This is a genomic window from Bacillus sp. VT 712 (assembly GCF_001614195.1).
In the GTDB taxonomy this organism is placed as follows: Bacteria; Bacillota; Bacilli; order Bacillales; family Bacillaceae_H; genus Priestia; species Priestia flexa.
Window position 1 is genome coordinate 17,500 of the sequence record NZ_LWBK01000018.1, and the last position, 25,879, is coordinate 43,378.

Consider the following 25,879-nt stretch of genomic DNA (forward strand, 5'->3'; position numbering starts at 1 on the left):
TCATTTTTGATATAATATTCTTAATGGATAAAAAGGTAAAATTGGAGGCCTGTTATGTCAAAAAGATATGCAGTCATATTGGCAGCTGGTCAGGGTACACGTATGAAGTCATCTTTATATAAAGTGTTACACCCTGTGTGTGGAAAACCAATGGTACAACATGTAATCGACCAAGTGTCAAATGTTTCATTAAGTAAATTAATTACTGTTGTAGGCCATGGTGCCGAAAAAGTGAAATCACATGTTGGAGATAAAAGCTTATTTGCTTTGCAAGAAGAGCAATTAGGAACAGCTCATGCAGTCATGCAAGCAGAATCTTTACTTGCACATGAAAAGGGTACGACAATTGTTGTTTGTGGTGATACGCCACTTATTACAACGGAAACAATCGAAGCGTTGCTCAAGCATCACGAAGAGACAAATGCAAAAGCAACAATTTTAACAGCTCATGCTCAAGATCCAACTGGATATGGGCGAATTATTCGCAATAGCTCTGCCTCAGTTGAAAAGATAGTTGAGCACAAGGATGCAACTGAACAAGAGAGAGCAGTAAAAGAAATTAATACAGGTACGTATTGCTTTGATAATGAAAAGCTATTTGAGACGCTTTCAAAAGTATCAAATAACAATGTTCAAGGTGAGTATTACTTGCCGGATGTGATTGAGATTTTGAAAAATGAAGGGGAAATCATTTCAGCTTATCAAACAAGTGACTTTGCTGAAACATTAGGTGTAAATGATCGCTTTGCGCTTTCACAAGCAGAAGAAACAATGAAGAAACGTATTAATAAGAAACATATGTTAAATGGGGTAACAATCATTGACCCATCTAACACATATATTTCAGCAGATACAGTCATTGGACGCGATACGGTTATTTATCCAGGAACAGTAATTCAAGGTGCTGTATCCATCGGTGAAAACTGTGAAATCGGACCTAACAGCGAAATCAAAGATTGCCAAATCGGACATAATACATCTATTCGCCATTCAGTCGCTCATAATAGTGAAATTGGTCAATCCGTAACGATTGGACCATTCGCGCATATTCGTCCACAATCTATGATTGATGATGAGGTAAGAATAGGAAATTTTGTCGAGATTAAGAAAGCATCATTTGGTAAAGGAAGTAAAGCTTCACATTTAAGTTATATTGGGGATGCAGAAGTAGGTCAGAATGTAAACTTGGGGTGCGGATCAATTACCGTTAATTACGATGGGAAAAACAAATTCTTAACTAAGATTCAAGATGGTGCATTTGTTGGTTGCAATTCAAATTTAATTGCACCAGTAACGATTGGAGAAGGCGCTTATGTAGCCGCTGGATCTACCGTTACAGACGATGTGCCGGGTAAAGCTTTATCAATTGCTCGTGCAAAACAAGTTAATAAAGAGAACTACGCTGAAAAGCTTGATATTAATAAAAAATCCTAACGGAGGTTTTACAACAAAATGCCAAATGTATATGCTGATGAAAATTTGAAATTGTTTACGTTAAATTCTAATAAGGCTTTAGCTGAACAAATTGCTAAGGTGATTGGTGTTGAATTAGGAAAGTGTTCTGTAGATCGCTTTAGCGACGGAGAAGTTCAAATTAATATTGAAGAAAGTATTCGTGGTTGCGATGTATTTATTATTCAATCAACAAGTGCCCCTGTTAACGAACATTTAATGGAGTTACTTATTATGATTGATGCTTTAAAACGTGCATCTGCTAAAACAATTAACATCGTAATTCCCTACTACGGTTACGCTCGCCAAGACCGTAAAGCACGTGCTCGTGAGCCAATCACAGCTAAATTAACAGCAAACCTTATTGAAAAAGCTGGTGCGACTCGTATCATCACATTAGATCTGCATGCTCCACAAATTCAAGGTTTCTTTGACATTCCAATTGATCATTTAGTAGGTGTTCCAATCTTAGGTGAATACTTTAAGAGTAAAAACCTTGATGACGTTGTCATCGTGTCTCCAGACCACGGTGGTGTAACACGCGCACGTCGTTTAGCAGAACGTTTAAAAGCACCAATTGCTATTATTGATAAGCGTCGTCCACGTCCAAACGTTGCGGAAGTAATGAACATTGTTGGTCAAGTAGAAGGCAAAACGGCAATTTTAATTGACGATATGATCGATACAGCTGGTACCATTACATTGGCAGCAAATGCACTTATTGAGTCAGGTGCAAAAGAAGTATATGCATGTTGTACACATCCAGTCCTATCAGGACCTGCAATTGAGCGCATCCAAAATTCTAAAATTAAAGAATTAGCAGTTACAAACTCGATTGCACTAACAGAAGAAAAGAAAATTGACAAAGTAACAGAGCTTTCAGTTGCTCCTTTAATGGCTGAAGCAATCATTCGTGTTCATGAAGAGGAATCAGTGAGCACACTATTCGATTAATTTGTTGAAAAGAAGCTTCTCTCCTTGTGAGAGAAGCTTCTTTTTTATTGTAATCATAGCACTAATACAAATTAATTTGATTTTGAGGTTTAATCATTTTCTAATTAGGGTAGATTTTAATATAGAAAACATACTGGAAGGTGAAGAATATGAGTATTTCAATTCAGGCAAAAGAAAGAACGAGCTTTCAAAACTCTGTAAATAGAAAAATTCGTGAAGAGGGTAATTTTCCAGCAGTTGTTTATGGTAATAAAGTAGAACCTACGTCAATTTACTTAAATAGCGCTGAGTTTATTAAAACAATTCGCGAAGCAGGTCGAAATGGCGTATTAACGTTACATGTAGGCAAGAACAAACATTCAGTTATCTTGCATGAAATTCAAACTGATCCATTAAAAAACGAAATTGTACACGCGGATTTCCAAGTTGTTGATATGTCTGTAGAAATTGAGTCTACGGTTACTTTATCGTTAGTTGGGGAAGCTAAAGGTACAAAAGAAGGCGGCGTGTTACAGCAGTCCCTATACGAAGTAACAGTGCAAGGTTTACCGCAGGATATTCCATCATCAATTGATGTAGACGTAACTGAGTTGGGGGTTAACGATGTATTAACCCTACAAGATGTAAAAGTAGATGGTAAAATTGAAATTACACAAAGTCTTGAAGAGCCAGTTGCTTCAGTACTACCTCCACAACAAGAAGAATTACCTGATAGTGGAGAACAACAAGGTGATGAAGAAAATCAAGAAGTAGAAGCAACAGAACAAAAAGACAAAGAATAATACAAAGGCGTAACCAAAAGGTTACGTCTTTTATGATGAATTGATTATAATAAGAAGGGTAGAGTGTTTAAAGAGAAAGGAGCATTTCGTTGAAATTAATTGTTGGATTGGGTAACCCTGGAAAAGAATATGATCAAACACGTCATAACATCGGTTTTATGACAATTGACGAACTTGCAGATTACTTTGATATTAAGTTGGATCGCACAAAATTTAATGGACTTTATGGCATGGGAATGGTGCGAGGAGAAAAAGTTCTTTTATTAAAGCCATTAACATATATGAACCTCTCGGGAGAAAGCATTCGTCCGCTTATGGAATATTATGACATCGATGTGGAAGATTTGCTTGTTATTTATGATGACTTGGATTTGCCTTGTGGAAAAATACGCTTGCGAACAAAAGGCAGTGCAGGTGGTCATAATGGAATTAAATCAATTATTCAGCACTTAAAAACACAAGAATTCAACCGTGTTCGCATTGGCATTGATCGTCCTAAAAATGGCATGAAAGTTGTAGACTATGTACTTGGAAGGTTTACATCTGAAGAGATGATTGAAATGAATGGAGCCATGGAGAAATCGGTTAAAGCTAGTGAAGAGTGGTTATCTAAACCGTTCTTAGAAGTAATGAATCGATATAATTAACAGGAATAAAGCTCTCTCTAAATGCTAATACTAACAATAAAACATTTAGGAGGGCTTTATTCTGTCTATTCATTATTTCTGTAGACATTGTCATGCAAAAGTCGGTATGATAGAAGGGAAAGAATATAGCACAGAAAAACTAGGCTTTCATCATTTGACAGCTGATGAAAGGCAAGAGCTAGTTCAATACCAAGCGAATGGCGATTTAATTGTCAAAACAATTTGTGAAGATTGCCAGGAGGCTTTAGATCGAAACCCAGACTATCATCAGTATGAAACATTTATACAATAAAAAGCTTTGGTTATATACCAAAGCGTTTTTCTATTTACTTACATAGCAACATGGGAGGAGGGAATTCCTTGAGAGGGATTATACAACGTTTCGTTGAAAATGGTGAAATAAATACAATTGTTAATAGCTTAAAAGAAGGTCTAAAAGAACAATTAATAACGGGAATTTCTGGTTCAGCACGTTCAGTTTTAATGGGGCTACTGAATGAAAATGAAGGTTATCCGTTGTTAGTGGTTACTCATAACTTATTTCAGGCTCAAAAGGTGTATGAAGATTTAGTACATCTTTTACCGAACAAAGATGTGTTTCTCTATCCAGTTAATGATCTTGTAGCAACAGAAGTAGGAATTGCTAGCCCAGAGTTAAAAGCACAAAGGATTGAAGCATTAAACCATTGGAGCCATAAACAATCTGGTATTGTTGTAACCACTGTATCAGGAGTAAGAAAAATTCTTCCACCTAAAGCTAGGTGGGAACAAACTCAGTTAATATTTCAAAATGGTCATGATATTGATGTTGACCACTATTTGCAAAAGTTAATTCAGTTGGGATATGAACGAGTGTCAATGGTTTCAGCTCCAGGAGATTTTAGCGTACGTGGGGGAATTATTGATGTTTACCCACTGACAGAGGAACTTCCTGTTCGAATTGAGCTTTTTGATACGGAAATTGATTCTATTCGTACTTTTACGCTTGAAGATCAACGTTCTCAAAAGCAGTTAGATAAAATTAGTATTGGACCTGCTACAGAGTTTATTTTCTCAGAGGATGAGTTAAAAGATGGAACAGTGGAACTTGAAAAGCGTTTAAGTGATAGTTTAGCCAAAGTAAAAGATAAAGCAATAAAGGAAAAGCTGATTGAAAACATTCAAGGGGAAATTGAACAGCTAAAACAAGGACAAACATTAGACAATATGTTTAAGTATTTGTCTCTGTTCTATAAACAGCCCGCTAGTTTGCTAGATTATCTTCCAGAAGGTGGAGTTGTTTTTTTTGATGAGACAACTCGTATCCAAGAGACGTCTGAACAACTTGATAGTGAAGAAGGCGAATGGGTAACGGAGCTGCTGGGACAAGGTCAGGTTGTACGAGATGTACAGCTTTCGCATCCGCTTGCAGGATTAATTCAATCAACGCCACATCAGCTAATTTACACATCGTTATTTCTAAAACATGTTTCATATACAAATCCACAAAATATCGTGACTATTTCATATAAGCAAATGCAGCAGTTCTATGGGCAGATGAATTTATTAAAAGGCGAAATTGAACGATGGAAAAAAGCAAACTACACAATTGTTATGCTTGGAGCAGATCGTGAGAGAGTTACCAAACTAGAGAGTGTATTAGCTGATTATGATATTGAAGCAGCTATTTTAGACGGCGATGGCCAGTTAATGCCAGGGATTGTTCAAGTCATTGAAGGGGATCTTCAGGCTGGGTTTGAACTTCCAATGCAAAAGCTAGCGGTATTAACAGAAGAGGAACTATTTAAAAAGCGTGTAAAAAAGACAAAGAGACGCCAAAAACTATCTAATGCAGAGCGTATTAAGAGTTACTCTGAATTAAATGTTGGCGACTATGTCGTACACGTGAATCACGGAATTGGTCGCTATTTAGGTATGGAAACTCTTGAGATAAATGGAAATCATAAAGACTATATCCATATTAAATATGAAGGCTCTGATAAATTATATGTTCCTGTTGAACAAATCGACCAAGTGCAAAAATACGTTGGCTCCGAAGGCAAAGAGCCAAAAGTATACAAACTAGGCGGTAATGATTGGAAGAAAGTGAAGCGTAAAGTAGAATCTTCTGTCCAAGATATTGCTGACGATTTAATTAAACTGTATGCAGAGCGTGAAGCCAGCAAAGGATACGCTTTTTCTCCAGATGGAGACCTACAGCGTGAATTTGAACTTTCATTCCCGTACCAAGAAACTGAAGATCAACTGCGCTCTATCCAAGAAATCAAAAAGGATATGGAAAAAGAGCGTCCAATGGATCGCTTACTATGCGGTGACGTTGGGTATGGGAAGACGGAAGTCGCTATTCGTTCTGCTTTTAAAGCGGTCACAGATGGTAAGCAAGTCGCAATACTCGTGCCAACAACGATTTTAGCTCAACAGCACTTTGAAACGATTCGAGAAAGGTTTCAAGACTATCCGATTAATATTGGGCTCTTAAGTCGCTTTAGAACTCGAAAGCAACAGCAAGAAACAATTAAAGGTTTAAAGGACGGTACGGTTGACGTCGTAATTGGAACCCATCGTTTATTATCAAAAGATGTGATATATAAAGACTTAGGACTACTAATTATTGATGAAGAGCAACGTTTTGGTGTAACTCATAAAGAGAAAATTAAGCAAATGAAAGCAAATGTAGACGTGCTAACGCTGACTGCTACGCCAATTCCACGTACACTGCACATGTCAATGCTAGGTGTAAGGGATTTATCAGTCATCGAAACGCCGCCTGAAAATCGTTTTCCAGTTCAAACGTATGTAGTAGAGTACAATCCTGTATTAGTACGTGAAGCAATTGAGCGTGAACTAGCGCGAGATGGCCAGGTATACTTTTTATATAATAGGGTTGAAGATATTGAGAGGAAAGCTGAAGAGATTTCGATGTTAGTACCCGATGCTCGCGTAACGTATGCTCATGGTAAGATGAATGAAACGGAATTAGAAGCTGTTATTTTAAGCTTCTTAGAAGGCGAATATGATGTGTTAGTTAGTACGACAATTATTGAAACAGGTGTTGACATTCCAAATGTTAATACGCTTATTGTTAATCATGCAGATAAAATGGGATTATCGCAGCTGTATCAGCTCAGGGGGCGTGTAGGTCGTTCTAACCGCGTTGCGTATGCATATTTCACATACCACAAAGATAAAGTATTGACAGAAGTCGCTGAGAAAAGGCTACAAGCAATTAAAGAGTTTACCGAGCTTGGTTCAGGGTTTAAGATTGCGATGCGCGACTTATCTATTCGTGGGGCTGGAAACCTTCTAGGTGCACAACAACATGGATTTATTGACTCAGTTGGTTTTGATTTATATTCTCAAATGCTTAAAGACGCCATTGAAGAACGACGCGGCACAGATGAGCAGAAAAAGAAAATACAGGTTGAAATTAATCTAGACCTAGACGCATATATACCGGATCAATACATTACAGACGGGCGTTTAAAAATTGAAATGTACAAGCGTTTCCGTGCTATTGAAACATTTGATGATATTCAAGACTTACAAGATGAGATGATTGATCGTTTTGGTGAATATCCAGTTGAAGTGATGCATTTATTTACGGTAGCTGAAATAAAAGTATATGCCAATACGAACCTAGTGGAATCCATTACTCAATCAAAGCAAGACGTTACGATTTTATTATCTGAAGAAGCTAGCTCTACTGTAGACGGTCAAAAATTATTTATGTTAGGTAATGAGTTTGGCAGAATGGTCAGCCTAGGTATGGAAGGTAAAAAAGTGAAGGTTGTTATTAATACAAAAGAACTTGCACAAAAAGAATGGCTGAAAATTGTTCACCATTTAACGCGTGATTTAGCAAAAGTTAAGAAGGAACAAGTTCCAAATTAAAAAACAAAACCATTTGTCGCTGACAAATGGTTTTGTTTTTTGAGAAAAAGGGAACTTTTTAACAAAAAAGAGATGGTTGGTGAATAGAAGTTGCATAGTAACGAATACTAACCTCAACACCGGTGAATGATTAATGAATTATTTCACTCATTCACCTACTATTTTTAATCATCAGATGAAAGAGAGGCTTTAATCAATGAAAGCAACAGGTATTGTTCGTCGTATTGATGATTTAGGGCGTGTCGTAATTCCAAAAGAAATTCGAAGAACGCTCCGTATTCGTGAAGGCGATCCATTAGAGATTTTTGTTGATCGTGATGGAGAAGTCATTTTGAAAAAGTATTCACCAATCAGCGAGTTAAGTGATTTTGCTAAAGAATATGGTGAAGCTCTTTACGATAGCCTAGGTCATCCCGTATTAATTTGTGATCGCGATACATTTATTGCTATTGCAGGTATTTCAAAAAAAGAGTATTTAAATAAAAATATTAGTTCTCTAGTTGAATCTACAATGGAAAGTAGAAGCTCAACTTTAGTGAAGGAAGGCAAAAGCTTAGAGTTTGTTGATGGGCATGAAGAAGAAATTTCATCTTATACAATTGGTCCAATTATTGCGAATGGAGACCCGATTGGAGCGGTAATTCTCTTCTCAAAAGAGAAATCCCTTGGTGAAGTAGAGCATAAAGCGGCTGAAACTGCTGCAGGTTTCTTATCTCGTCAAATGGAGCAATAAGCGACAGATCTAATCAATGTTATTTTAATTTATCTATGAAAAGACAGCAGAACTGCTGTCTTTTTTCTATGTGGTTTTTTCTGTAAAACACATAAAGAGCACGCAATGAGAACGTGCTATAATATAAAAGTCTTACAATACCAGGTTAACTGCATATGCCTTTAGAGGTTGATATTGCAAGGTCATCATAAAGAATTGGTATAATACGAAAGGTGTCATGATGCAGAAGAAATCAAATGTTTTAATGTTACTAAATGGCGCTGTTATCTTAACCTTAGCTGGTCTTTTTACAAAGATATTAAGCGCTAGTTACCGAATTCCATATCATCATATTGCAGGTGATGTTGGGTTTTATATTTATCAACAAGTATATCCTTTATACGGGATTATCTTACAAATTAGCACGTATGGATTTCCCGTCATTATTTCAAAACTGGTCTCAGAACATGTGGCGAATAATGAAAAAAAACAAGCTATCCAGGTTATTCAAGTCAGTTTTGTGTTTTTGAGCATGTTAAGCCTCATGCTGTTCGGTATTCAGTATGGGTTTGCAGAGAATATTGCGACCTTAATGGGAGATAAAGAGTTAACGCTATTAATTCAAATTATTTCATTTTCATTTTTATTTGTTCCATTTGTCGCAAGCATTCGAGGATACTATCAGGGGTTAAATGAAATGCTCCCAACAGCTGTGTCTCAAGTATCAGAACAAACGCTTCGCGTAGCAACAATTTTACTGTTATCTTTTCTGCTCGTTAAAAATAACTACAGTCCTTATATAGTAGGCGCAGGCGCAATATTTGGTTCAGTTGTAGGTATTACTTTTTCATTAATGGTACTCATTTTCTTTTTATTTCGAAGTCGTGTAGTTACTACATGGAGTTTCTCGAAACAAACGTTTACAGGGGCAGTTCCTATTTTAAAAAAGGTAGCCATTCAAGGCATAATCATCTGTATTAGTGGGATGGGGTTGCTATTAATTCAACTGATTGATTCCTTTACCTTATATCCTTCTCTTCTGACAAGCGGAATTGACGCTGAAAAAGCTAAGGGAATGAAAGGTATTTATGACCGAGGCGTGCCTTTAATTCAGCTTGGAACGGTTGTTGGAACAGCATTCTCACTTTCACTTGTTCCGGTTATATCTTCAGCTATCGCTCAAAATGATTGGGCATTTGTAAAAAGTAAGGTTAACGTTTCAATCAAGCTTTCGTTGGTTGTTGGTGTCGGTGCATCTTGTGGACTAGCGGGCTTAATGGAACCAATTAACCACATGTTATACGGGAACATTGAAGGTTCGCAAGTCCTTAAAATGTTAAGTATGCTCGTTATTTTTACAACGATATCTGCTACTATAGCCGCTGTACTGCAAGGGATTGGTCGAATGAAAGCACCTGCATACGCCATTTGTATCGGTGTGGTTATCAAAACCCTGCTTAATTTGTGGCTTGTTCCTATTATGTACACAGAAGGGGCCGCGATTTCGTCTGCTATTAGCTTCTTAGTTATTACCGTTATGAACAGCATATTTTTGTATAAAGTACTTGGCCCAAAAAACAAGCTCATTCGTCATGCGGTAAAAATTATAGCAGTCGGTCTCTTAATGGTAATGGTATTAAGAGGGTATTTGTGGACAATGAATGGTATACTAGATGCACATTCAGTCAGTAGAGGATTAAATGTGGGTATTGCACTATCAGGTGTTATGTTTGGTGGCCTTTTTTATTTAGCTTTAATTATCAAAAGCAGCATTTTTACCAAAAACGAATTAAGAGACGTTCCCCTAGGAAAGTGGCTCATAAAATACATCTTATAGTTTAACTAGAACATGAAGGAGGATTCCATGACTAATAAAATAACCATTGTTGGTTTAGGTGCAGGAGATCTTGACCAGCTTCCAGTAGGAATTTATCGTTTATTAAAACAAAATCAGAGCGTGTTTTTAAGAACGAAAGAGCACCCAGCTGTGAGAGCATTAGAAGAAGAAGGTTTTTCTTATCAATCTTTTGATGGTGTCTATGAATCATTTGATTCATTCGATGATGTATACGAAAGTATTACAAAGCAACTGTTAGAACAAGCTAAGAATGGCAATGTTCTTTACGCTGTTCCAGGTCATCCTCTAGTTGCTGAAAGAACAGTTCAGCTGTTACTGCAAAACGAAGAAGGTATTGAAATTGATGTGAAAGGTGGACAAAGTTTTCTAGATCCTATTTTTACGTCATTGAAAATTGACCCAATTGAAGGCTTTCAGCTTTTAGATGGCACTGCACTACATCGTGATGAGCTAAGGTTGCAACAGCATATTTTAATAGGGCAGGTGTATGACCAGTTTGTAGCTTCTGATGTAAAGCTTACACTAATGGAGCAGCTGCCAGATGAATATGAAGTATACATTGTAACAGCGGCAGGTAGCTCAGATGAGCATATTAAAAAAGTCAAACTGTATGAGCTTGATCATGGAATGGAGCTCAATAATCTAACAACGGTTTATGTTCCACCTGTAAAAGACTCTGCATTGTTATATCACCAATTTGAAGAATTTCGCCGTATTATTGCGATACTGAGAGGGCCAAATGGGTGCCCATGGGATAAAAAGCAAACGCATGAATCGTTAAAGCGTTATTTAATTGAAGAAGCTTATGAGCTACTAGATGCTATCGATCAACAAGATGACGACCATATTGTTGAAGAGCTAGGAGATGTTCTGCTACAAGTAATGCTACATGCTCAAATTGGTGAAGATGAAGGAATGTTTACCATTGAGGACGTCATTTCTACCGTAGCAGAAAAAATGGTTAGGCGTCATCCACACGTGTTTAGCAACGTAAAAGCCGATAATGAGGAAGAGGTTCTTCAAAACTGGGATGAAATTAAAAAGCAAGAAAAAGGGGAAGAACCTTCTTCATTATTAGATGATGTACCGTCTACCATGCCTAGCTTGATGAGAGCATATAAATATCAAAAGGCAGCTGCCAAAGTCGGGTTTGATTGGGAAACGATTGAGCCGATGTGGGATAAAGTAAAAGAAGAGCTTCAGGAATTTGAAGAAGAAGTGCAGGCGGAGAATCTGGAAGAGATGAGCAATGAGTTTGGCGATCTTTTATTTGCGTTAGTAAACGTATCTCGCTACTACAAAATTGATCCGGAAACCGCATTAGCTAAAACGAATGAGAAATTTGGTGCGCGTTTTCGCTATATTGAAGAGCAGGTAAAGAAATCTGGTCAATCATTTGCAAACTTTACATTAGAAGAGTTAGACCAATTTTGGAATGAAGCAAAAAAAATAGGTTTGTAATAAAGAAAGGTGAGGGAACTATGAGATTAGATAAGTTTTTAAAGGTATCTCGTCTAATTAAACGTCGTACGTTAGCAAAAGAGATTTCAGACAAAGGAAGAATTTCCATTAACGGAATTGTTGCAAAGGCAAGCTCAAACGTAAAAGTAGGTGATGAGTTAGCTATTCAATTTGGGACAAAGATTGTGACAGTAAAGATAGAAGCCCTTCAAGAAAACGCTAAGAAAGAAGAAGCTGCTAACTTATACTCTTTAGTAAGAGAAGAAAAAGTATCAAACTCATAAAACAGTTAGGACATCTGTGAGCTTGTTCTAAACTTCATTCTCACTTCATATGTTTAAACCAAACGTAATGAAGAGCTTAATAATGAGGTGGGGATGAAGATGAGTCAATTTTACGAAATGGGCAGTGCAAATAAAGATCAAACTCCAAATCATGATTTAGTAATGAAGGGGAGACGCCTCTTAGATATTACCGGAGTCAAGCAAGTAGAGAGTTTTGACAATGAGGAATTTTTGCTTGAAACTGTGATGGGGTTTTTATCTGTACGTGGTCAAAACCTTCAAATGAAAAATTTAGATGTTGAAAAAGGAATTGTATCGATAAAAGGAAAAATCTTTGATATAGTTTACTTAGATGAGAACCAGTCGGAGAAAGCTAAAGGATTCTTTAGTAAGTTGTTTCGATGAGCCTTAATATACAATTCTATACTATGCTTGCGATGATTTCGATGGGTGGATGTGTTGGAGCATCATTGGATACATATCGCTACTTTGTAAATCGGGCTCAAACAGTAAGGTGGTTCGTCTTTATTAGCGACTTACTGTTTTGGGTAGTTCAAGCACTACTCATCTTTTATGTGTTGTTTTTAGTTAATGAAGGTGAGCTAAGATTTTATGCATTTCTTGCTTTATTATGCGGATTCGCAGCTTATCAGAGCTTAATTCAATCCATTTATTTAAAAGTTTTAAAATTTATTGTTTCAAGTGTGTTAGCCGTTTATCGAGCTTTACTAACGATTCTTACTATTATATTGGTCAAGCCTGCTCGAATGCTGTTAAGGTGTATAAATGCCTTGGGCTTATTATGTTATCGCTTTGGATACGGCCTTGTTTCATTTATACTAAAGGTAATTTTTGTACCAATAAGATGGGTATTCTTAATTTCTTGGAGAATCATGCCTAAATCTGTAAGACGATTTCTACAGAGGTGTTTTACGTATTTAGAAGGAATTTTTCAACGTGTAAAGAATACCATAATGAGAGCTGTATCATGGTTAAACACTTTTAAAAATAAGGAGGACGACTAGGTTAATGAGTGCTGAACGCAAGAAAAATGTAACAAAGTTAAATACAGAATATAGTCAACAGCAACAAAATCTTAAAAAACAAACAGATCGAAAGCGCATTGGCTTAATTAGACGTCTAACTTTCTTTGGTGTTTTGGCTCTACTTATTGGTATAGGTATTGTTACAACGTTGATTACTCAAGCATCAGCTATCGAAAATAAAAAAGCTGAAAAAGAAAAGTTAGAACAACAGTTAACAAAGCTTGAAAGCAAGGAAAAGCAACTTGAATCTGAAATTGTTAAATTAAATGATGATGAGTATATTAAAAAAATTGCGAGAAGAGATTACTTCTTATCAGAAGACGGTGAGATTATCTTTAACATCAAAAAAGACTAAATCCAAGGTGCGTTGACAGCATATTTTCGCTTTTTGTATAATAGAGTAAATTGATTTCTTTTATCATTTTAAGGAGGAGCATTTTTTTTATGTCAATTGAAGTAGGCAGCAAGTTACAGGGAAAGGTAACAGGTATTACAAACTTTGGAGCTTTTGTGGAGCTTCCAGGGGGAACAACAGGCTTAGTTCATATTAGTGAAGTGGCTGATAACTATGTAAAAGACATTAACGACCATTTAAAAGTCGGCGATGAAGTTGAAGTAAAAGTTATTAACGTAGAGAAAGATGGCAAGATTGGTCTTTCAATTAAGAAAGCTGTAGAGCGTGCAGAACGCCCAGAACGTCCAGAGCGACCAGCGCGTGCACCACGTTCTGACAGACCTCGTGACTCACATCGCCCACAGCGTAATAATCGCGGTGGTGGTAATGACTTCCGTTCAAAAGAAACGTTTGAGCAAAAAATGAATCGTTTCTTAAAAGATAGTGAAGAACGTTTATCTTCCCTAAAACGCCATACAGAATCAAAACGTGGCGGACGCGGCGCGAAACGCGGCTAACTTGCTGCTTATCACGTTATAGATAGCGAGTTCTAGAAAGCACCTTCAGTGAAGGTGCTTTTTTTGCATATAAAAAAACATGTACAATGATGTACATGTTTTTGGATGACCCGTACGGGATTCGAACCCGTGTTACCGCCGTGAAAGGGCGGTGTCTTAACCACTTGACCAACGGGCCTTTATAATAAGTAGCGGCGGAGGGGATCGAACCCCCGACCTCACGGGTATGAACCGTACGCTCTAGCCAGCTGAGCTACACCGCCATAAATTCTTTATAAAAGACATGTATAATAATATAAAAATCCTCATTGGTTGTCAATAACATTTTTTAAAATAATGGCAAACCAAAAAATATAAATAATAAACTTCATAAATTTAAATAAATTAGTGCAAGAAAATACTAGTTTAGAGCATAACTTCTAAAATATTTTAAGTTGCAATGTAATATTATACATATTTTTGTATGGTTTTCGGTCTCTAACTAGAAAGTCGTCGAACGATTCTTGTACGAGAGAGAGTCGATTTGACAAAATATTAATCCCTTTCTCGCTATAATAGCTTATAAGTATAATTAGCGGGTGGTGGAAAAATGCAAAAAACTGAGCGGAACTTTGCCGGTCCAGCAACTGAAGCTGTTTTTAATCGTACTAGATTAGAAATGGCACGCATTTTTACGAAAACGAGTCTGAAAACAGAAAAGGTATTGTTCCAATGGGGATTAATTTTATTAGCAGTAGGATTTTTATTAGGACGAGCTTTAATTTTAATGGAAATTATGCCGTTTGCATTACCATTTTTTGCGGCTGTACTTGCTATTAAGAAAGATAAGGCAGCTCTTGCAGGCCTGGCCATCTTGGCTGGAGCATTTAGTCTATCCTTACAAAACGGTGGGGTTGTCTTCTGTTCCCTATTCGTATTTTTACTTCTTCATCGCTTTAGTGGTTTTATAACCATAGATCCTCTTAAAAAGTTACCGTTTACTGTGTTTATTTCTATGTTTCTAACGAAATTAGGAATTTTCTACTTGTTTTCACAAGGAGTCACAATGTATGACTTTGCATTTATAGCTGTAGAAGCGGGCTTGAGCTTTATTCTAACAATGATTTTTCTACAGAGTGTACCTCTTATTTCATATCGAAAGCGAAAGCAATCTCTTAAAACAGAAGAAGTTATTTCTCTTATTATTCTTTTAGCATCGGTCATGACAGGAACCATTGGTTGGGTCATGTACGGTTTATCGGCAGAACACGTACTATCACGTTATTTAGTATTAATCTTTGCTTTTGTATCAGGTCCGACAATTGGAGCTACTGTTGGTGTAGTCACGGGATTAATCTTAAGCTTTGCTAACGTAACGAGTTTATATGAAATGAGCTTACTAGCTTTTTCAGGTTTGTTAGGAGGATTACTAAAAGACGGCAAAAAAATGGGTGCATCTTTAGGATTGATTGTGGGATCTCTTTTAATTGGGCTCTATTCACAAGCTGAACAGGCACTTTCAACCAATTTATATGAGTCGCTTATCGCTGTCGCTTTATTTCTATTAACACCAACATTTCTTTTGAAAAACTTAAGTAAGCTCGTTCCAGGTACATCTGAAAATATGATGGAGCAACAGCAGTATATTCGAAAAGTAAGAGATGTAACGGCAAATCGAGTAGAACAATTCTCCAACGTATTTCAGGCTTTATCTGATAGTTTTACTCAAAATGGATTTTATGAAGAAAAGCGAAATGAAGAAAAAGAAATAGATTATTTTCTAAGTAGCGTAACGGAGAGAACGTGTCAATTCTGTTTCAAGAAAGAGCAGTGTTGGGCTCAACAGTTTGATACAACCTATGAATATCTGAAAGAAATTATGCTAGAAATTGATAATAATTCATTAGAACAAAATCCCAAGCTAGTCAGAGAGATGGACAAGCATTGTGTGAAGTCCAAAAAAGTAATCGATGTTATTGAGCATGAGCTGACGTATTTTAAAGCCAATCAGCAGTTGAAATCTCAGATTCATGAAAGTCGTCGGATTGTAGCTGAGCAGTTGCATGGAGTTTCGCAAGTCATGAATAATTTCGCTCAAGAAATAAAAAGAGAAAGAGAAAACTTAAATGTTCAAGAAGAACAGATTGTCGAAGCATTGAGAAGCTTTGGCATGGAAATTAACCAAATTGAAATTTATAGTTTAGAGCCTGGTAATGTAGATGTAGAAATGTGGGTTCCTTACTGTCACGGCAGAGGTGAGTGTGAAAAAATTATTGCCCCAATGCTTACGGATATACTTGGTGAAAGTATCGTGGTAAAAAATGAAGAGTGTGCAAAATATCCACAAGGTTATTGTCACGTTTCCTTTGGTTCCACCAAAGCGTATGTAGTAGATACAGGGGTTGCTCACGCTGCAAAAGGAGGAGGATTTGTGTCAGGAGATAGCTATTCAATGATTGAATTAAATGCTGGCAAATATGCATTAGCGATCAGTGATGGTATGGGGAACGGTGAAAGAGCTCACTATGAGAGTAGTGAAACACTACAATTACTGAAACAAATCCTACAAACCGGGATTGAAGAGACAATTGCAATAAAATCTATTAATTCTATTCTGTCGTTGCGAACGAGTGATGAAATCTTTTCGACGCTTGACTTGGCAATGATTGATTTACAAGATGCAAACGTAAACTTCTTGAAAATTGGCTCGACACCCAGCTTTATTAAGCGTGGTGATAAAGTAATCAAGGTACAAGCAAGTAATTTACCAATGGGGATTATTGAAGAGTTTGAAGTAGACGTTGTGAGTGAACAAATGAAAGCACAGGACTTGCTCATTATGATGAGTGATGGGGTGTTTGAAGGCCCAAGACATGTTGAGAATTACGAGATGTGGATGAAGCGTAAAATTGGAGAGCTACAAACCGATGATCCACAAGAAATTGCAGATTTAATTATGGAAGAAGTCATTCGAACAAGGTCCGGTTTAATTGAAGATGATATGACCGTGGTGGTTGCTAAACTGAAGCATAATACGCCAAAATGGTCTTCCATTCCAACATATGCGTATCGTAAAAAAGCACAGTAGATTATAGAGTATAAATTATCCCTTCCTCGTCTATCATGTTAATACTGATAATGAGGAGGGGATTTTATTTATGAAAAAAGGAACGTTAAAGCAAATGTTAGTCATTACAGATGGAGGTTCTAATACAGGAGAAGATCCAATTGCAATGGCAGCACTAGCAAAGGAACAAGGCATCAGTGTGAATGTTATAGGAGTTATGGAAGAAGACGTGATTGATGAACAAAGTCAAAACGAAATTGAAGGTATTGCTATGTCTGGTGGAGGAGTTAGCCAAATCGTTTATGTAAAGCAACTTTCTCAAACCGTTCAAATGGTTACAAGACAAGCGATGACTCAAACGTTACAAGGCGTAGTAAATAAAGAACTTCAACAAATATTGGGTGCATCAGCTTCAAAAATGGAAGATTTACCTCCGGAAAAACGTGGAGAAATTATGGAAGTTGTTGACGAGTTAGGTGAAACAGTTGATTTAGAGATTCTCATTTTAGTTGATATGAGTGGAAGCATGAAGTCGAAGCTTCCAACTGTTAAGGAAGCATTATTAGATTTATCCCTCAGCCTCAACGCTAGAATTGGGTACAACCAATTTTCAGTATTTTTATTTCCAGGGAAAAAGAAAGATGTTGAAAAGCTTATGGACTGGAATCCAAAGCTAGAATCGTTATCTACTATATTTCCGAAGTTAACAGCTGGTGGTATTACACCTACTGGTCCAGCAATTAAAGCGGCAACAAACCACTTTGTTCAGAAGAAACGTTCCTTAAGGGGGATGTTAAGAAGTGATGAACACTACAATGAAGAATCTGGTATGTAATTTATCAGCCGGTACAACATTAACAGGGAAGTGGCATCATAATCAGTACACCATTATGAAACAACTAGGCACAGGTGCAACTGGAGTTGTGTATTTGGTTCAATCACCAAATGGAGAAACTGCAGCGCTAAAGTTAAGCTTTGACAACAACTCAGTAACGGCTGAAGTAAATGTATTACGTAACTTCTCAAAGGTCCATGGCAAGTCTCTTGGGCCTTTCTTATTCGATGTAGATGACTGGGTTTATCGTAATCAAGCACTCTCTTTTTATGTAATGGAATATGTAAAAGGAACATCGTTAAAAGCTTTCGTTGCGAAAAGAGGAAAGGAATGGGTAAATGTACTGGTCATGCAGCTATTGGGGGATTTACATGAATTACACAAAGCGGGTTGGGTTTTTGGAGACTTGAAGCCAGAGAACTTGGTTGTTACCAATCACCCTGTCAAGATTCGTTTAATCGATGTAGGTGGAACAACAATGCAAGGGAGAGCTATCAAAGAGTTTACCGACTACTATGACCGAGCATATTGGGGGTTTGGCTCTCGAAAAGCAGAACCAGCATATGATTTGTTTGCTGTAGCTATGATTATAATCGAGCTATTAATCGGCGAGCGTTTAAACAAAGCTGATAAACCTAATGAACAGCTAAAAAGATTATTAAAAACGCATAATGCTCTGTCAGCACATCGTTCGATTTTGTATAAATCGATTCATGGCAACTATCTTACAGCTCATGAGATGAAGCAAGATTTGATTGAAGGGATCAAGAGTGGTGAATCGGTTAAATCTTCAGGAAATCAAAAGGTTCGTCAGCATAGTCCAAAGCGTGTTAAAGTAAAGAAGAAGCGTACACATTTCCTAGAAACCGTTTTATTAGGAGCATCCGTCATGTTTATGTACTTGTTATATCTTTTCATTCAAGTATTATAAATGTGAAACTTTTTAATGGAATATCCGTAAAATGAGAAAGGGATAGTGGTAACTAGTCTTAATCACGTAAGGATGAACAGAATAATGGAAAGGGAAACAACAGAATTTATTGATAAACATAACCTTTTACCAATTAATGCAACAGTCTTAGTGGGTGTTTCTGGAGGTCCAGATTCCTTAGCGTTGCTTCATTTTCTACATAGGGAGCAAGTGCACAGAAGTTTAAATTTAGTGGCGTTACACGTTGATCATATGTTTCGAGGAGCAGAGTCTAAAAATGACTTAGAATATGTGCAAGCTTATTGTAGAGATGCAGGTATTGCATTTGAAGGCGTTAGTATCGATGTAACAACTTATCAGAAAAAGCACAAAGTATCTGCTCAGGTAGCAGCTAGAGAATGTCGGTATGCGTTCTTTGAAGAGATGATGAATAAGTACCGTGCAGAAGTACTAGCTTTAGCTCATCATGGAGATGATCAAGTAGAAACAATACTCATGAGGTTGGCACGTGGTAGTACGATGAGAGGGTATGGAGGGATGGAGGCAAAGCGTCCTTATGCCACAGGGTCTCTCGTTCGCCCTTTTTTATCCGTTACAAAAGAACAAATTTTGTTATATTGCAGGAGATTTAACTTAAATCCTAGAATGGACCCTACTAACGAGAAGGATACGTATACTCGTAATCGCATTAGACAATATATATTACCTTTTTTAAAGGATGAGTATCACGATATACATGAAAAATTTCAAGCTTTTAGTGAAAACTTATATGAAGATCAAGCCTATTTAGAGGAATTAACAACTCGAGAGATGAATAAGGTAATTAAACAGCAAAGACAAGGATATCTTTTAATGAGTCGAGGGTCTTTCCTTAATATAAGCAAACCTTTACAAAGGCGTGGGATTCAACTAATATTAAACTATCTCTATAAAAAAATCCCTTCAGATCTTTCCTCAGTTCATATTAATAATTTATTGAGGTTTTTAGAAGCTGATAAACCTTCTGGTGTGCTTCACTTTCCAAACAAGCTGACCATTTCTCGTTCGTATGACGATTGTGTGTTCACTTTTGAGTTAACGCAGTCTATTCCAGCATATGAATATGATATCCCCATTCCAGGGGTCATTCAGCTGCCGAATGGTCATTCCCTTACTGCTAGAATACATAATGGAAAATATGATAAGAAAGAAACTGACATCTTTTTAGTAGATGAAAGTAAGGTTAGGTTTCCAATTCGAGTTCGGACGCGAAGGCCAGGAGATAAAATTCAATTAAAAGGCATGAAGGGGCATAAAAAGGTAAAGGATATCTTTATTGATGAAAAAGTGCCTTTAGAGAAAAGAGATGCGTGGCCGGTTGTAGAAGATAGTAATGGTACAATTTTATGGCTGCCAAAATTAAAAAAATCTGCTTATGAATTACACACTCATAAGTTAAGATATGTTATTTTATACTATAAGTAGGGAAAACTTCTAGGAGGCAAGCAAGGAATGAAGCATGATATTAAAGAAATTCTAATTTCAGAGGAACAAATACAGGCAAAGGTAAAGGATTTAGGACAACTACTCACTGAAGAGTATGAAGGTCGTTTTCCTTTAGTAATTGGTGTATTAAAAGGTGCAATGCCTTTTATGTCTGACCTAATTAAACGCATCGATACATATTTAGAAATGGATTTTATGGATGTATCAAGCTATGGTAAAGAAATGGTTTCTTCTGGTGAAGTGAAAATCTTAAAGGATTTAGATACTTCTGTAGAAGGTCGAGACATCTTAATTTTAGAAGATATTATTGATAGCGGATTAACTCTAAGCTATCTAGTAGAGTTATTTAAGTATCGCAAAGCAAAATCAATTAGAATCGTAACACTATTAGACAAACCAACGGGTCGTAAAGCGGATATTAAAGCAGATTACGTTGGATTTGAGGTTCCAGATGCTTTCGTAGTAGGGTATGGGTTAGATTATCAGGAAAAATATCGTAACCTACCTTACATTGGTGTTTTAAAACCAGAAGTGTATAGTAATTAATTAGCATATTTGCAAATGCAATTTGTTGGATAGGATATAGGTTCTATGGTACTATTGAATACAGTATTTGTTTATCGTGGGAGGAGGTAAGAAATGAATCGGATCTTCCGTAATACCATCTTTTATTTACTTATATTTTTAGTCATTATTGGCGTGGTCAGTTTCTTCAGTGGTTCCAACCAGAAGACTGAAGCAATGCGATATGACACATTTGTAGGACACTTGGAAAGTGGAGATATTGAATCATTAACATTGAAGCCTGAACGTGGGGTTTATGTCGTACAAGGGAAATTAGAATCTTATAATGAAGATCAGAAATTCCAAACTTACATTGTAGATGGTGATCAAGCGTTGGAGCGTATTAATGCCGCTGCAAATAGTAAGGACATTCAGGTGAAGGTTGACCCAGCAGATGAAACAAGTGGTTGGGTAACATTCTTTACATCAATTATACCTTTTGTCATTATCTTCATCCTCTTCTTCTTCTTACTAAACCAAGCTCAAGGTGGCGGTAGCCGTGTAATGAACTTTGGTAAAAGTAAAGCGAAACTTTACAGTGAAGAAAAGAAGAAAGTTAAGTTCAAAGATGTTGCAGGTGCAGACGAAGAGAAACAAGAACTTGTTGAGGTTGTAGAGTTCTTGAAAGACCCTCGTAAATTTGCCGACTTAGGCGCTCGAATTCCAAAAGGTGTACTTCTTGTAGGTCCTCCAGGAACGGGTAAAACATTATTAGCGAGAGCTGTAGCTGGTGAAGCAGGCGTGCCTTTCTTCTCAATCAGTGGTTCAGACTTTGTTGAAATGTTTGTTGGTGTCGGTGCATCACGTGTGCGTGACTTGTTTGAAAATGCAAAGAAAAACGCGCCTTGTATTATCTTTATCGATGAAATTGATGCTGTAGGTCGTCAACGTGGTGCTGGTCTAGGTGGAGGTCACGATGAGCGTGAACAAACTCTAAACCAATTGCTTGTTGAAATGGATGGCTTTGGTGCTAATGAAGGAATCATTATCATTGCAGCAACAAACCGCCCTGATATTTTAGATCCAGCTTTATTACGTCCAGGACGTTTTGACCGTCAGATTACTGTAGATCGTCCAGATGTAAATGGTCGTGAAGCAGTGTTGAAAGTACATGCTCGCAACAAACCTTTAGATGAAAATGTAAATCTAAATGCCATTGCGATGCGTACACCAGGCTTCTCAGGAGCCGACTTAGAAAACTTATTAAACGAAGCTGCCTTAGTAGCTGCGCGACAAGATAAGAAAAAGATTGATATGAGCGATATTGATGAAGCAACGGACCGTGTAATTGCGGGACCAGCTAAAAAGAGTCGCGTTATCTCTAAAAAAGAACGCAATATTGTCGCGTACCATGAAGCTGGTCACACAATTATTGGTGTTGTATTAGATGAAGCGGACATGGTACATAAAGTAACGATTGTTCCACGTGGGCAAGCAGGTGGTTATGCTGTAATGCTTCCGAAAGAAGATCGCTATTTCATGACAAAACCAGAGCTTTTAGATAAGATTGTTGGTTTATTAGGTGGACGTGTTGCTGAGGAATTAATCTTTGGCGAAGTAAGTACGGGTGCACATAATGACTTCCAACGTGCAACAAGTATCGCAAGACGTATGGTTACTGAATACGGTATGAGCGATAAGTTAGGTCCAATGCAGTTTGGTCAATCGCAAGGTGGCCAAGTGTTCTTAGGACGTGACATCCAAAATGAACAAAACTACAGTGACGCAATTGCTCATCAAATTGACTTAGAAATTCAACGCTTTATTAAAGATAGCTACGAGCGTGCAAGACAAATTCTAACTGAAAATCGTGATAAGTTAGAACTTATTGCTCAAACGTTATTAAAAGTTGAAACGTTAGATGCTGAGCAAATCAAGCATTTAGTTGATCATGGGACGCTTCCAGATCGTTCTCCAAAAAGCAGCGATGAAGATGTAAAAGTAAACATTCAATCGAAGCCAGATCAAGAGGAAGAGCCTAAAGAATAAAAAGTAAGATGCTCCTAGGAGCATCTTACTTTTTTTGTTTTTTATACGAACCTTAGTAAGGAAAAGGAAAAGCTTCTTTTACTGTACACCCCTTTTTCTTAGTTATGGTATGATGGTTTCAGTGTAAATATTGATTAAAGGCGAAGTGGTGATTAACATGATTTTTGTATTAGACGTTGGAAATACGAATACTGTATTAGGAGTATATGATGGTGATGAACTAAAATATCATTGGCGCATTGAAACGAGTCGTAATAAAACAGAAGATGAATACGGAATGACAATTAAGGCACTCCTTGAGCACGTTGGTTTATCTTTTAAAGATATTCATGGTATTATTATCTCCTCTGTAGTGCCACCAATTATGTTTGCATTGGAACGTATGTGCCAAAAATATTTTCATTTAAAGCCGCTTATAGTAGGTCCTGGTATTAAAACAGGTTTAAATATTAAATATGAAAATCCAAGAGAAGTTGGGGCAGACCGAATCGTAAATGCAGTAGCAGGTATTAAGCTTTATGGCAGCCCATTAATTATTGTGGATTTTGGAACAGCAACAACTTACTGTTACATTGATGAAGACAAACAGTATATGGGAGGAGCTATCGCACCTGGTATTAATATTTCCACTGAAGCGCTATATTCTAGGGCATCTAAACTTCCGAGGATTGAAATTGCTAGGCCGAATAGCATTGTAGGTAAAAATACAGTTTCTGCGATGCAAGCGGGAATTTTATATGGATATGTTGGACAAGTTGAAGGTATTGTTACACGAATGAAAGAGCAATCAAACGTAAATCCTAAAGTAATTGCAACAGGTGGTTTAGCAACATTAATCGCAAAAGAGTCAGACATTATTGACATCGTAGATCCGTTTTTAACACTAAAAGGTCTACAGATTATTTATACGAAAAATATGGAATAAGAGGAGTTAGTATTATTATGAGTGACTACTTAGTCAAGGCTTTAGCCTATAATAATCAAGTTCGTGCCTACGCTGTGAAAACAACGGAGGCAGTAGGTGAAGCGCAGCGTCGCCATTATACATGGCCAACAGCTTCAGCTGCATTAGGACGTGCGATGAGTGCCGGTGTAATGATGGGTGCGATGTTAAAGGGAGAGCAGAAGTTAACAATAAAAGTCGAAGGTGGCGGACCGATTGGCGCAATCCTTGTGGATAGCAATGCCAAAGGGGAAGTTCGTGGTTATGTTACAAATCCACAAACACATTTTGAATTAAACAAATACGGTAAATTAGATGTCGCTCGTGCAGTAGGTACGGGAGGCACGCTTAGTGTCGTAAAAGACGTTGGAATGAGAGATCAATTTAATGGTCAGGTACCGATTGTATCAGGTGAATTAGGAGAAGATTTCACGTATTATTTTGTAACATCTGAACAAGTTCCTTCATCAGTTGGCGTTGGTGTGTTAGTAAACCCTGATAACACCATCTTGGCTGCAGGAGGCTTCATTATTCAGCTGTTACCAGGAACAGATGAAGCGACAATCTCAGCAATTGAACAGCGCTTGCAAACCATTGAACCTATCTCTAAGCTTATTCAACGTGGATTAACACCAGAAGAAATTCTTGAAGAAGTTCTAGGAAAAGATAACCTTAAAATTCTTGAAACCATGCCTGTGGAATTTAAATGTCAATGTTCTAAAGAGCGCATTGGTAATGCAATTATTAGCTTAGGAAAAGATGAAATTCAATCAATGATTGATGAAGATGGCAAAGCTGAAGCGCAATGTCACTTCTGTAATGAAATGTATCACTTTCCTGCAGAAGAGCTAAAAGAAATGAAAGAAGAAGCTATATAAATAAGTCTCTGAAAAGACACCGCATGCAGCCGGTGTCTTTTTCTTTTGAAGTTTGGTCTGAAAATGGTACAGTAAGGATATAATGGTCTAGAAAAATAGAAAAAAAGTCATTGTCACAAAACAAAATGATTGACAATTTAGAAAATAACTGATAAATTGTATACAAATTCAATAAAATTACTCGGGATTAGGAGTGGAGATATGGCACGCGTAGCAAATTCAATTACGGAATTAATTGGTCAAACACCAATTGTTAAATTAAATCGTTTAGTTGAAGAAGATATGGCAGATGTATATTTAAAGTTGGAGTTTATGAACCCAGGAAGCAGCGTGAAAGATCGCATTGCATTGGCAATGATTGAAGATGCGGAAGCCAAAGGCGTTTTAAAGCCTGGCGACACAATCATTGAACCTACAAGTGGTAATACAGGTATCGGTCTAGCTATGGTTGCAGCAGCAAAGGGATATCGCGCAATCTTAACAATGCCTGAAACAATGAGTATTGAACGTCGTAACCTACTTCGTGCATACGGCGCAGAGTTAGTCTTAACACCAGGACCTGAAGGAATGAAAGGAGCTGTTAATAAAGCTTCTGAATTAGCAAAAGAACATGGTTACTTCATTCCTCAACAGTTCCAAAATGAGGCAAACCCTGAAGTGCATCGTAAAACAACAGGTAAAGAAATTGTTGAACAATTCGGTGACCAACTGGATGCTTTTGTAGCTGGGATTGGAACAGGTGGAACAATTACGGGTGCTGGAGAAGTATTGAAAGAAGCTTACCCAGAGATTAAGCTTTATGCTGTAGAACCAGCTGACTCACCAATTTTAAGTGGTGGTCAGCCAGGACCTCATAAAATTCAAGGAATTGGTGCTAACTTCATACCAGGTGTGTTAAATACCGACCTATATGACCATGTTATTCCTGTGAAAAATGAAGAAGCATTTGACTATGCTCGAAAAGTAGCTAAAACTGAAGGTGTATTAGTCGGAATTTCTTCAGGTGCAGCAATTTTTGCAGCATTAAAGGTAGCAAAAGAATTAGGAAAAGGTAAAAAAGTGTTAGCCATTATTCCAAGTAACGGTGAGCGCTATTTAAGTACACCATTATTCCAATTCGAAGAGCAAACACAAGGTCAGTCTTGATAAGCTACGATAAATAATTCTTATTTAGCTACCCCCTTAAGTCATAGTAACTTTGTGGCTTAA

General features: G+C 37.2%; 23 protein-coding genes and 2 tRNA genes. 23 read left to right on the forward strand and 2 right to left on the reverse strand.

The annotated features are described in order from the left end of the window. Nucleotides 1–54 precede the first annotated feature (54 nt). The 14 genes from glmU to A2U94_RS10780 all read left to right on the forward strand — a co-directional run bounded on the left by glmU (nucleotide 55) and on the right by A2U94_RS10780 (nucleotide 13,999). Nucleotides 55–1,434 (forward strand): bifunctional UDP-N-acetylglucosamine diphosphorylase/glucosamine-1-phosphate N-acetyltransferase GlmU, encoded by a 1,380-nt coding sequence (gene glmU, locus A2U94_RS10715; protein ID WP_025909825.1) that lies wholly within the window; start codon nucleotides 55–57, stop codon nucleotides 1,432–1,434. Nucleotides 1,435–1,452: 18 nt separating this feature from the next. Then, nucleotides 1,453–2,406, forward strand: coding sequence for a ribose-phosphate diphosphokinase (locus A2U94_RS10720; protein WP_025909826.1), 954 nt, complete (start codon nucleotides 1,453–1,455; stop codon nucleotides 2,404–2,406). A 149-nt stretch (nucleotides 2,407–2,555) separates the two neighbouring features. After that, entirely contained in the window at nucleotides 2,556–3,188 is a 633-nt protein-coding gene (locus A2U94_RS10725; RefSeq protein ID WP_025909827.1) for a 50S ribosomal protein L25/general stress protein Ctc, read from the forward strand. Between the two features lie 89 nt (nucleotides 3,189–3,277). Continuing rightward, the gene (gene pth / locus A2U94_RS10730) at nucleotides 3,278–3,835 is read left to right on the forward strand and encodes an aminoacyl-tRNA hydrolase (RefSeq protein ID WP_025909828.1); all 558 of its coding nucleotides are present in this window, start codon (nucleotides 3,278–3,280) and stop codon (nucleotides 3,833–3,835) included. A 61-nt stretch (nucleotides 3,836–3,896) separates the two neighbouring features. Beyond that, complete coding sequence (fin, locus tag A2U94_RS10735) at nucleotides 3,897–4,127, forward strand: anti-sigma-F factor Fin (RefSeq protein WP_025909829.1); 231 nt, start codon at nucleotides 3,897–3,899, stop codon at nucleotides 4,125–4,127. Nucleotides 4,128–4,195: 68 nt separating this feature from the next. Beyond that, nucleotides 4,196–7,726, forward strand: coding sequence for a transcription-repair coupling factor (gene mfd, locus A2U94_RS10740; protein WP_025909830.1), 3,531 nt, complete (start codon nucleotides 4,196–4,198; stop codon nucleotides 7,724–7,726). Between the two features lie 196 nt (nucleotides 7,727–7,922). Then, on the forward strand, nucleotides 7,923–8,459 hold the full coding sequence (gene spoVT, locus A2U94_RS10745) for a stage V sporulation protein T (RefSeq protein ID WP_025909831.1): 537 nt from the start codon (nucleotides 7,923–7,925) through the stop codon (nucleotides 8,457–8,459). A gap of 220 nt (nucleotides 8,460–8,679) precedes the next feature. Continuing rightward, on the forward strand, nucleotides 8,680–10,275 hold the full coding sequence (locus tag A2U94_RS10750; protein ID WP_025909832.1) for a putative polysaccharide biosynthesis protein: 1,596 nt from the start codon (nucleotides 8,680–8,682) through the stop codon (nucleotides 10,273–10,275). Nucleotides 10,276–10,302: 27 nt separating this feature from the next. Then, nucleotides 10,303–11,757 (forward strand): bifunctional methyltransferase/pyrophosphohydrolase YabN, encoded by a 1,455-nt coding sequence (yabN, locus tag A2U94_RS10755; protein ID WP_025909833.1) that lies wholly within the window; start codon nucleotides 10,303–10,305, stop codon nucleotides 11,755–11,757. A 20-nt stretch (nucleotides 11,758–11,777) separates the two neighbouring features. Next, the gene (locus A2U94_RS10760) at nucleotides 11,778–12,041 is read left to right on the forward strand and encodes an RNA-binding S4 domain-containing protein (protein WP_025909834.1); all 264 of its coding nucleotides are present in this window, start codon (nucleotides 11,778–11,780) and stop codon (nucleotides 12,039–12,041) included. 117 nt (nucleotides 12,042–12,158) lie between these two features. After that, nucleotides 12,159–12,446, forward strand: a complete 288-nt coding sequence (gene yabP / locus A2U94_RS10765; protein ID WP_483295843.1) for a sporulation protein YabP — start codon at nucleotides 12,159–12,161, stop codon at nucleotides 12,444–12,446. Continuing rightward, on the forward strand, nucleotides 12,443–13,066 hold the full coding sequence (gene yabQ / locus A2U94_RS10770; protein ID WP_025909836.1) for a spore cortex biosynthesis protein YabQ: 624 nt from the start codon (nucleotides 12,443–12,445) through the stop codon (nucleotides 13,064–13,066). Before yabP ends, yabQ begins: the two co-directional genes overlap by 4 nt. 4 nt (nucleotides 13,067–13,070) lie before the next feature. Further along, nucleotides 13,071–13,442 carry an FtsB family cell division protein gene (locus A2U94_RS10775; RefSeq protein WP_025909837.1) on the forward strand — a complete coding sequence of 124 codons (372 nt, stop codon included), beginning with the start codon at nucleotides 13,071–13,073 and terminating at the stop codon, nucleotides 13,440–13,442. 89 nt (nucleotides 13,443–13,531) lie between these two features. Then, a complete protein-coding gene (locus tag A2U94_RS10780; protein ID WP_025909838.1) occupies nucleotides 13,532–13,999 on the forward strand; it encodes a S1 domain-containing RNA-binding protein in 468 nt (155 codons plus the stop codon). Nucleotides 14,000–14,105: 106 nt separating this feature from the next. Here A2U94_RS10780 and A2U94_RS10785 read toward each other — a convergent pair. Beyond that, a tRNA-Glu gene (locus A2U94_RS10785) sits at nucleotides 14,106–14,177 on the reverse strand. A gap of 11 nt (nucleotides 14,178–14,188) precedes the next feature. Continuing rightward, nucleotides 14,189–14,262, reverse strand: a tRNA-Met gene (locus tag A2U94_RS10790). Between the two features lie 326 nt (nucleotides 14,263–14,588). Here A2U94_RS10790 and spoIIE point away from each other — a divergent pair. The 9 genes from spoIIE (at nucleotide 14,589) to cysK (ending at nucleotide 25,816) form a co-directional block, all read left to right on the forward strand. Continuing rightward, nucleotides 14,589–17,066: a stage II sporulation protein E gene (gene spoIIE, locus A2U94_RS10795; protein ID WP_025909839.1), complete on the forward strand. Its 2,478-nt coding sequence runs from the start codon at nucleotides 14,589–14,591 to the stop codon at nucleotides 17,064–17,066. Between the two features lie 70 nt (nucleotides 17,067–17,136). Beyond that, nucleotides 17,137–17,880: a vWA domain-containing protein gene (locus A2U94_RS10800; RefSeq protein WP_025909840.1), complete on the forward strand. Its 744-nt coding sequence runs from the start codon at nucleotides 17,137–17,139 to the stop codon at nucleotides 17,878–17,880. Continuing rightward, nucleotides 17,849–18,811 carry a serine/threonine protein kinase PrkT gene (prkT, locus tag A2U94_RS10805; protein ID WP_035320698.1) on the forward strand — a complete coding sequence of 321 codons (963 nt, stop codon included), beginning with the start codon at nucleotides 17,849–17,851 and terminating at the stop codon, nucleotides 18,809–18,811. The genes A2U94_RS10800 and prkT overlap by 32 nt, the downstream gene beginning before the upstream one ends. A gap of 84 nt (nucleotides 18,812–18,895) precedes the next feature. After that, entirely contained in the window at nucleotides 18,896–20,275 is a 1,380-nt protein-coding gene (gene tilS / locus A2U94_RS10810) for a tRNA lysidine(34) synthetase TilS (protein ID WP_025909842.1), read from the forward strand. Nucleotides 20,276–20,302: 27 nt separating this feature from the next. Then, a complete protein-coding gene (hpt, locus tag A2U94_RS10815) occupies nucleotides 20,303–20,842 on the forward strand; it encodes a hypoxanthine phosphoribosyltransferase (protein ID WP_025909843.1) in 540 nt (179 codons plus the stop codon). A 93-nt stretch (nucleotides 20,843–20,935) separates the two neighbouring features. Continuing rightward, entirely contained in the window at nucleotides 20,936–22,849 is a 1,914-nt protein-coding gene (gene ftsH, locus A2U94_RS10820; protein ID WP_025909844.1) for an ATP-dependent zinc metalloprotease FtsH, read from the forward strand. 157 nt (nucleotides 22,850–23,006) lie between these two features. After that, on the forward strand, nucleotides 23,007–23,774 hold the full coding sequence (locus A2U94_RS10825) for a type III pantothenate kinase (protein WP_025909845.1): 768 nt from the start codon (nucleotides 23,007–23,009) through the stop codon (nucleotides 23,772–23,774). Between the two features lie 17 nt (nucleotides 23,775–23,791). Then, nucleotides 23,792–24,670 (forward strand): Hsp33 family molecular chaperone HslO, encoded by an 879-nt coding sequence (hslO, locus tag A2U94_RS10830; protein WP_025909846.1) that lies wholly within the window; start codon nucleotides 23,792–23,794, stop codon nucleotides 24,668–24,670. 201 nt (nucleotides 24,671–24,871) lie between these two features. Further along, on the forward strand, nucleotides 24,872–25,816 hold the full coding sequence (gene cysK / locus A2U94_RS10835) for a cysteine synthase A (protein WP_025909847.1): 945 nt from the start codon (nucleotides 24,872–24,874) through the stop codon (nucleotides 25,814–25,816). Nucleotides 25,817–25,879 lie beyond the last annotated feature (63 nt).

Excerpts from the sequence above, each read along its gene's own strand:
- glmU (WP_025909825.1), top strand. The coding sequence starts at position 55 with ATGTCAAAAAGATATGCAGTCATATTGGCAGCTGGTCAGGGTACACGT.
- A2U94_RS10720 (WP_025909826.1), top strand. The coding sequence starts at position 1,453 with ATGCCAAATGTATATGCTGATGAAAATTTGAAATTGTTTACGTTAAAT.
- A2U94_RS10725 (WP_025909827.1), top strand. The coding sequence starts at position 2,556 with ATGAGTATTTCAATTCAGGCAAAAGAAAGAACGAGCTTTCAAAACTCT.
- spoVT (WP_025909831.1), top strand. The coding sequence starts at position 7,923 with ATGAAAGCAACAGGTATTGTTCGTCGTATTGATGATTTAGGGCGTGTC.
- A2U94_RS10750 (WP_025909832.1), top strand. The coding sequence starts at position 8,680 with ATGCAGAAGAAATCAAATGTTTTAATGTTACTAAATGGCGCTGTTATC.
- yabN (WP_025909833.1), top strand. The coding sequence starts at position 10,303 with ATGACTAATAAAATAACCATTGTTGGTTTAGGTGCAGGAGATCTTGAC.
- A2U94_RS10760 (WP_025909834.1), top strand. The coding sequence starts at position 11,778 with ATGAGATTAGATAAGTTTTTAAAGGTATCTCGTCTAATTAAACGTCGT.
- yabP (WP_483295843.1), top strand. The coding sequence starts at position 12,159 with ATGGGCAGTGCAAATAAAGATCAAACTCCAAATCATGATTTAGTAATG.
- yabQ (WP_025909836.1), top strand. The coding sequence starts at position 12,443 with ATGAGCCTTAATATACAATTCTATACTATGCTTGCGATGATTTCGATG.
- A2U94_RS10775 (WP_025909837.1), top strand. The coding sequence starts at position 13,071 with ATGAGTGCTGAACGCAAGAAAAATGTAACAAAGTTAAATACAGAATAT.
- A2U94_RS10780 (WP_025909838.1), top strand. The coding sequence starts at position 13,532 with ATGTCAATTGAAGTAGGCAGCAAGTTACAGGGAAAGGTAACAGGTATT.
- spoIIE (WP_025909839.1), top strand. The coding sequence starts at position 14,589 with ATGCAAAAAACTGAGCGGAACTTTGCCGGTCCAGCAACTGAAGCTGTT.
- A2U94_RS10800 (WP_025909840.1), top strand. The coding sequence starts at position 17,137 with ATGAAAAAAGGAACGTTAAAGCAAATGTTAGTCATTACAGATGGAGGT.
- prkT (WP_035320698.1), top strand. The coding sequence starts at position 17,849 with ATGAACACTACAATGAAGAATCTGGTATGTAATTTATCAGCCGGTACA.
- tilS (WP_025909842.1), top strand. The coding sequence starts at position 18,896 with ATGGAAAGGGAAACAACAGAATTTATTGATAAACATAACCTTTTACCA.
- hpt (WP_025909843.1), top strand. The coding sequence starts at position 20,303 with ATGAAGCATGATATTAAAGAAATTCTAATTTCAGAGGAACAAATACAG.
- ftsH (WP_025909844.1), top strand. The coding sequence starts at position 20,936 with ATGAATCGGATCTTCCGTAATACCATCTTTTATTTACTTATATTTTTA.
- A2U94_RS10825 (WP_025909845.1), top strand. The coding sequence starts at position 23,007 with ATGATTTTTGTATTAGACGTTGGAAATACGAATACTGTATTAGGAGTA.
- hslO (WP_025909846.1), top strand. The coding sequence starts at position 23,792 with ATGAGTGACTACTTAGTCAAGGCTTTAGCCTATAATAATCAAGTTCGT.
- cysK (WP_025909847.1), top strand. The coding sequence starts at position 24,872 with ATGGCACGCGTAGCAAATTCAATTACGGAATTAATTGGTCAAACACCA.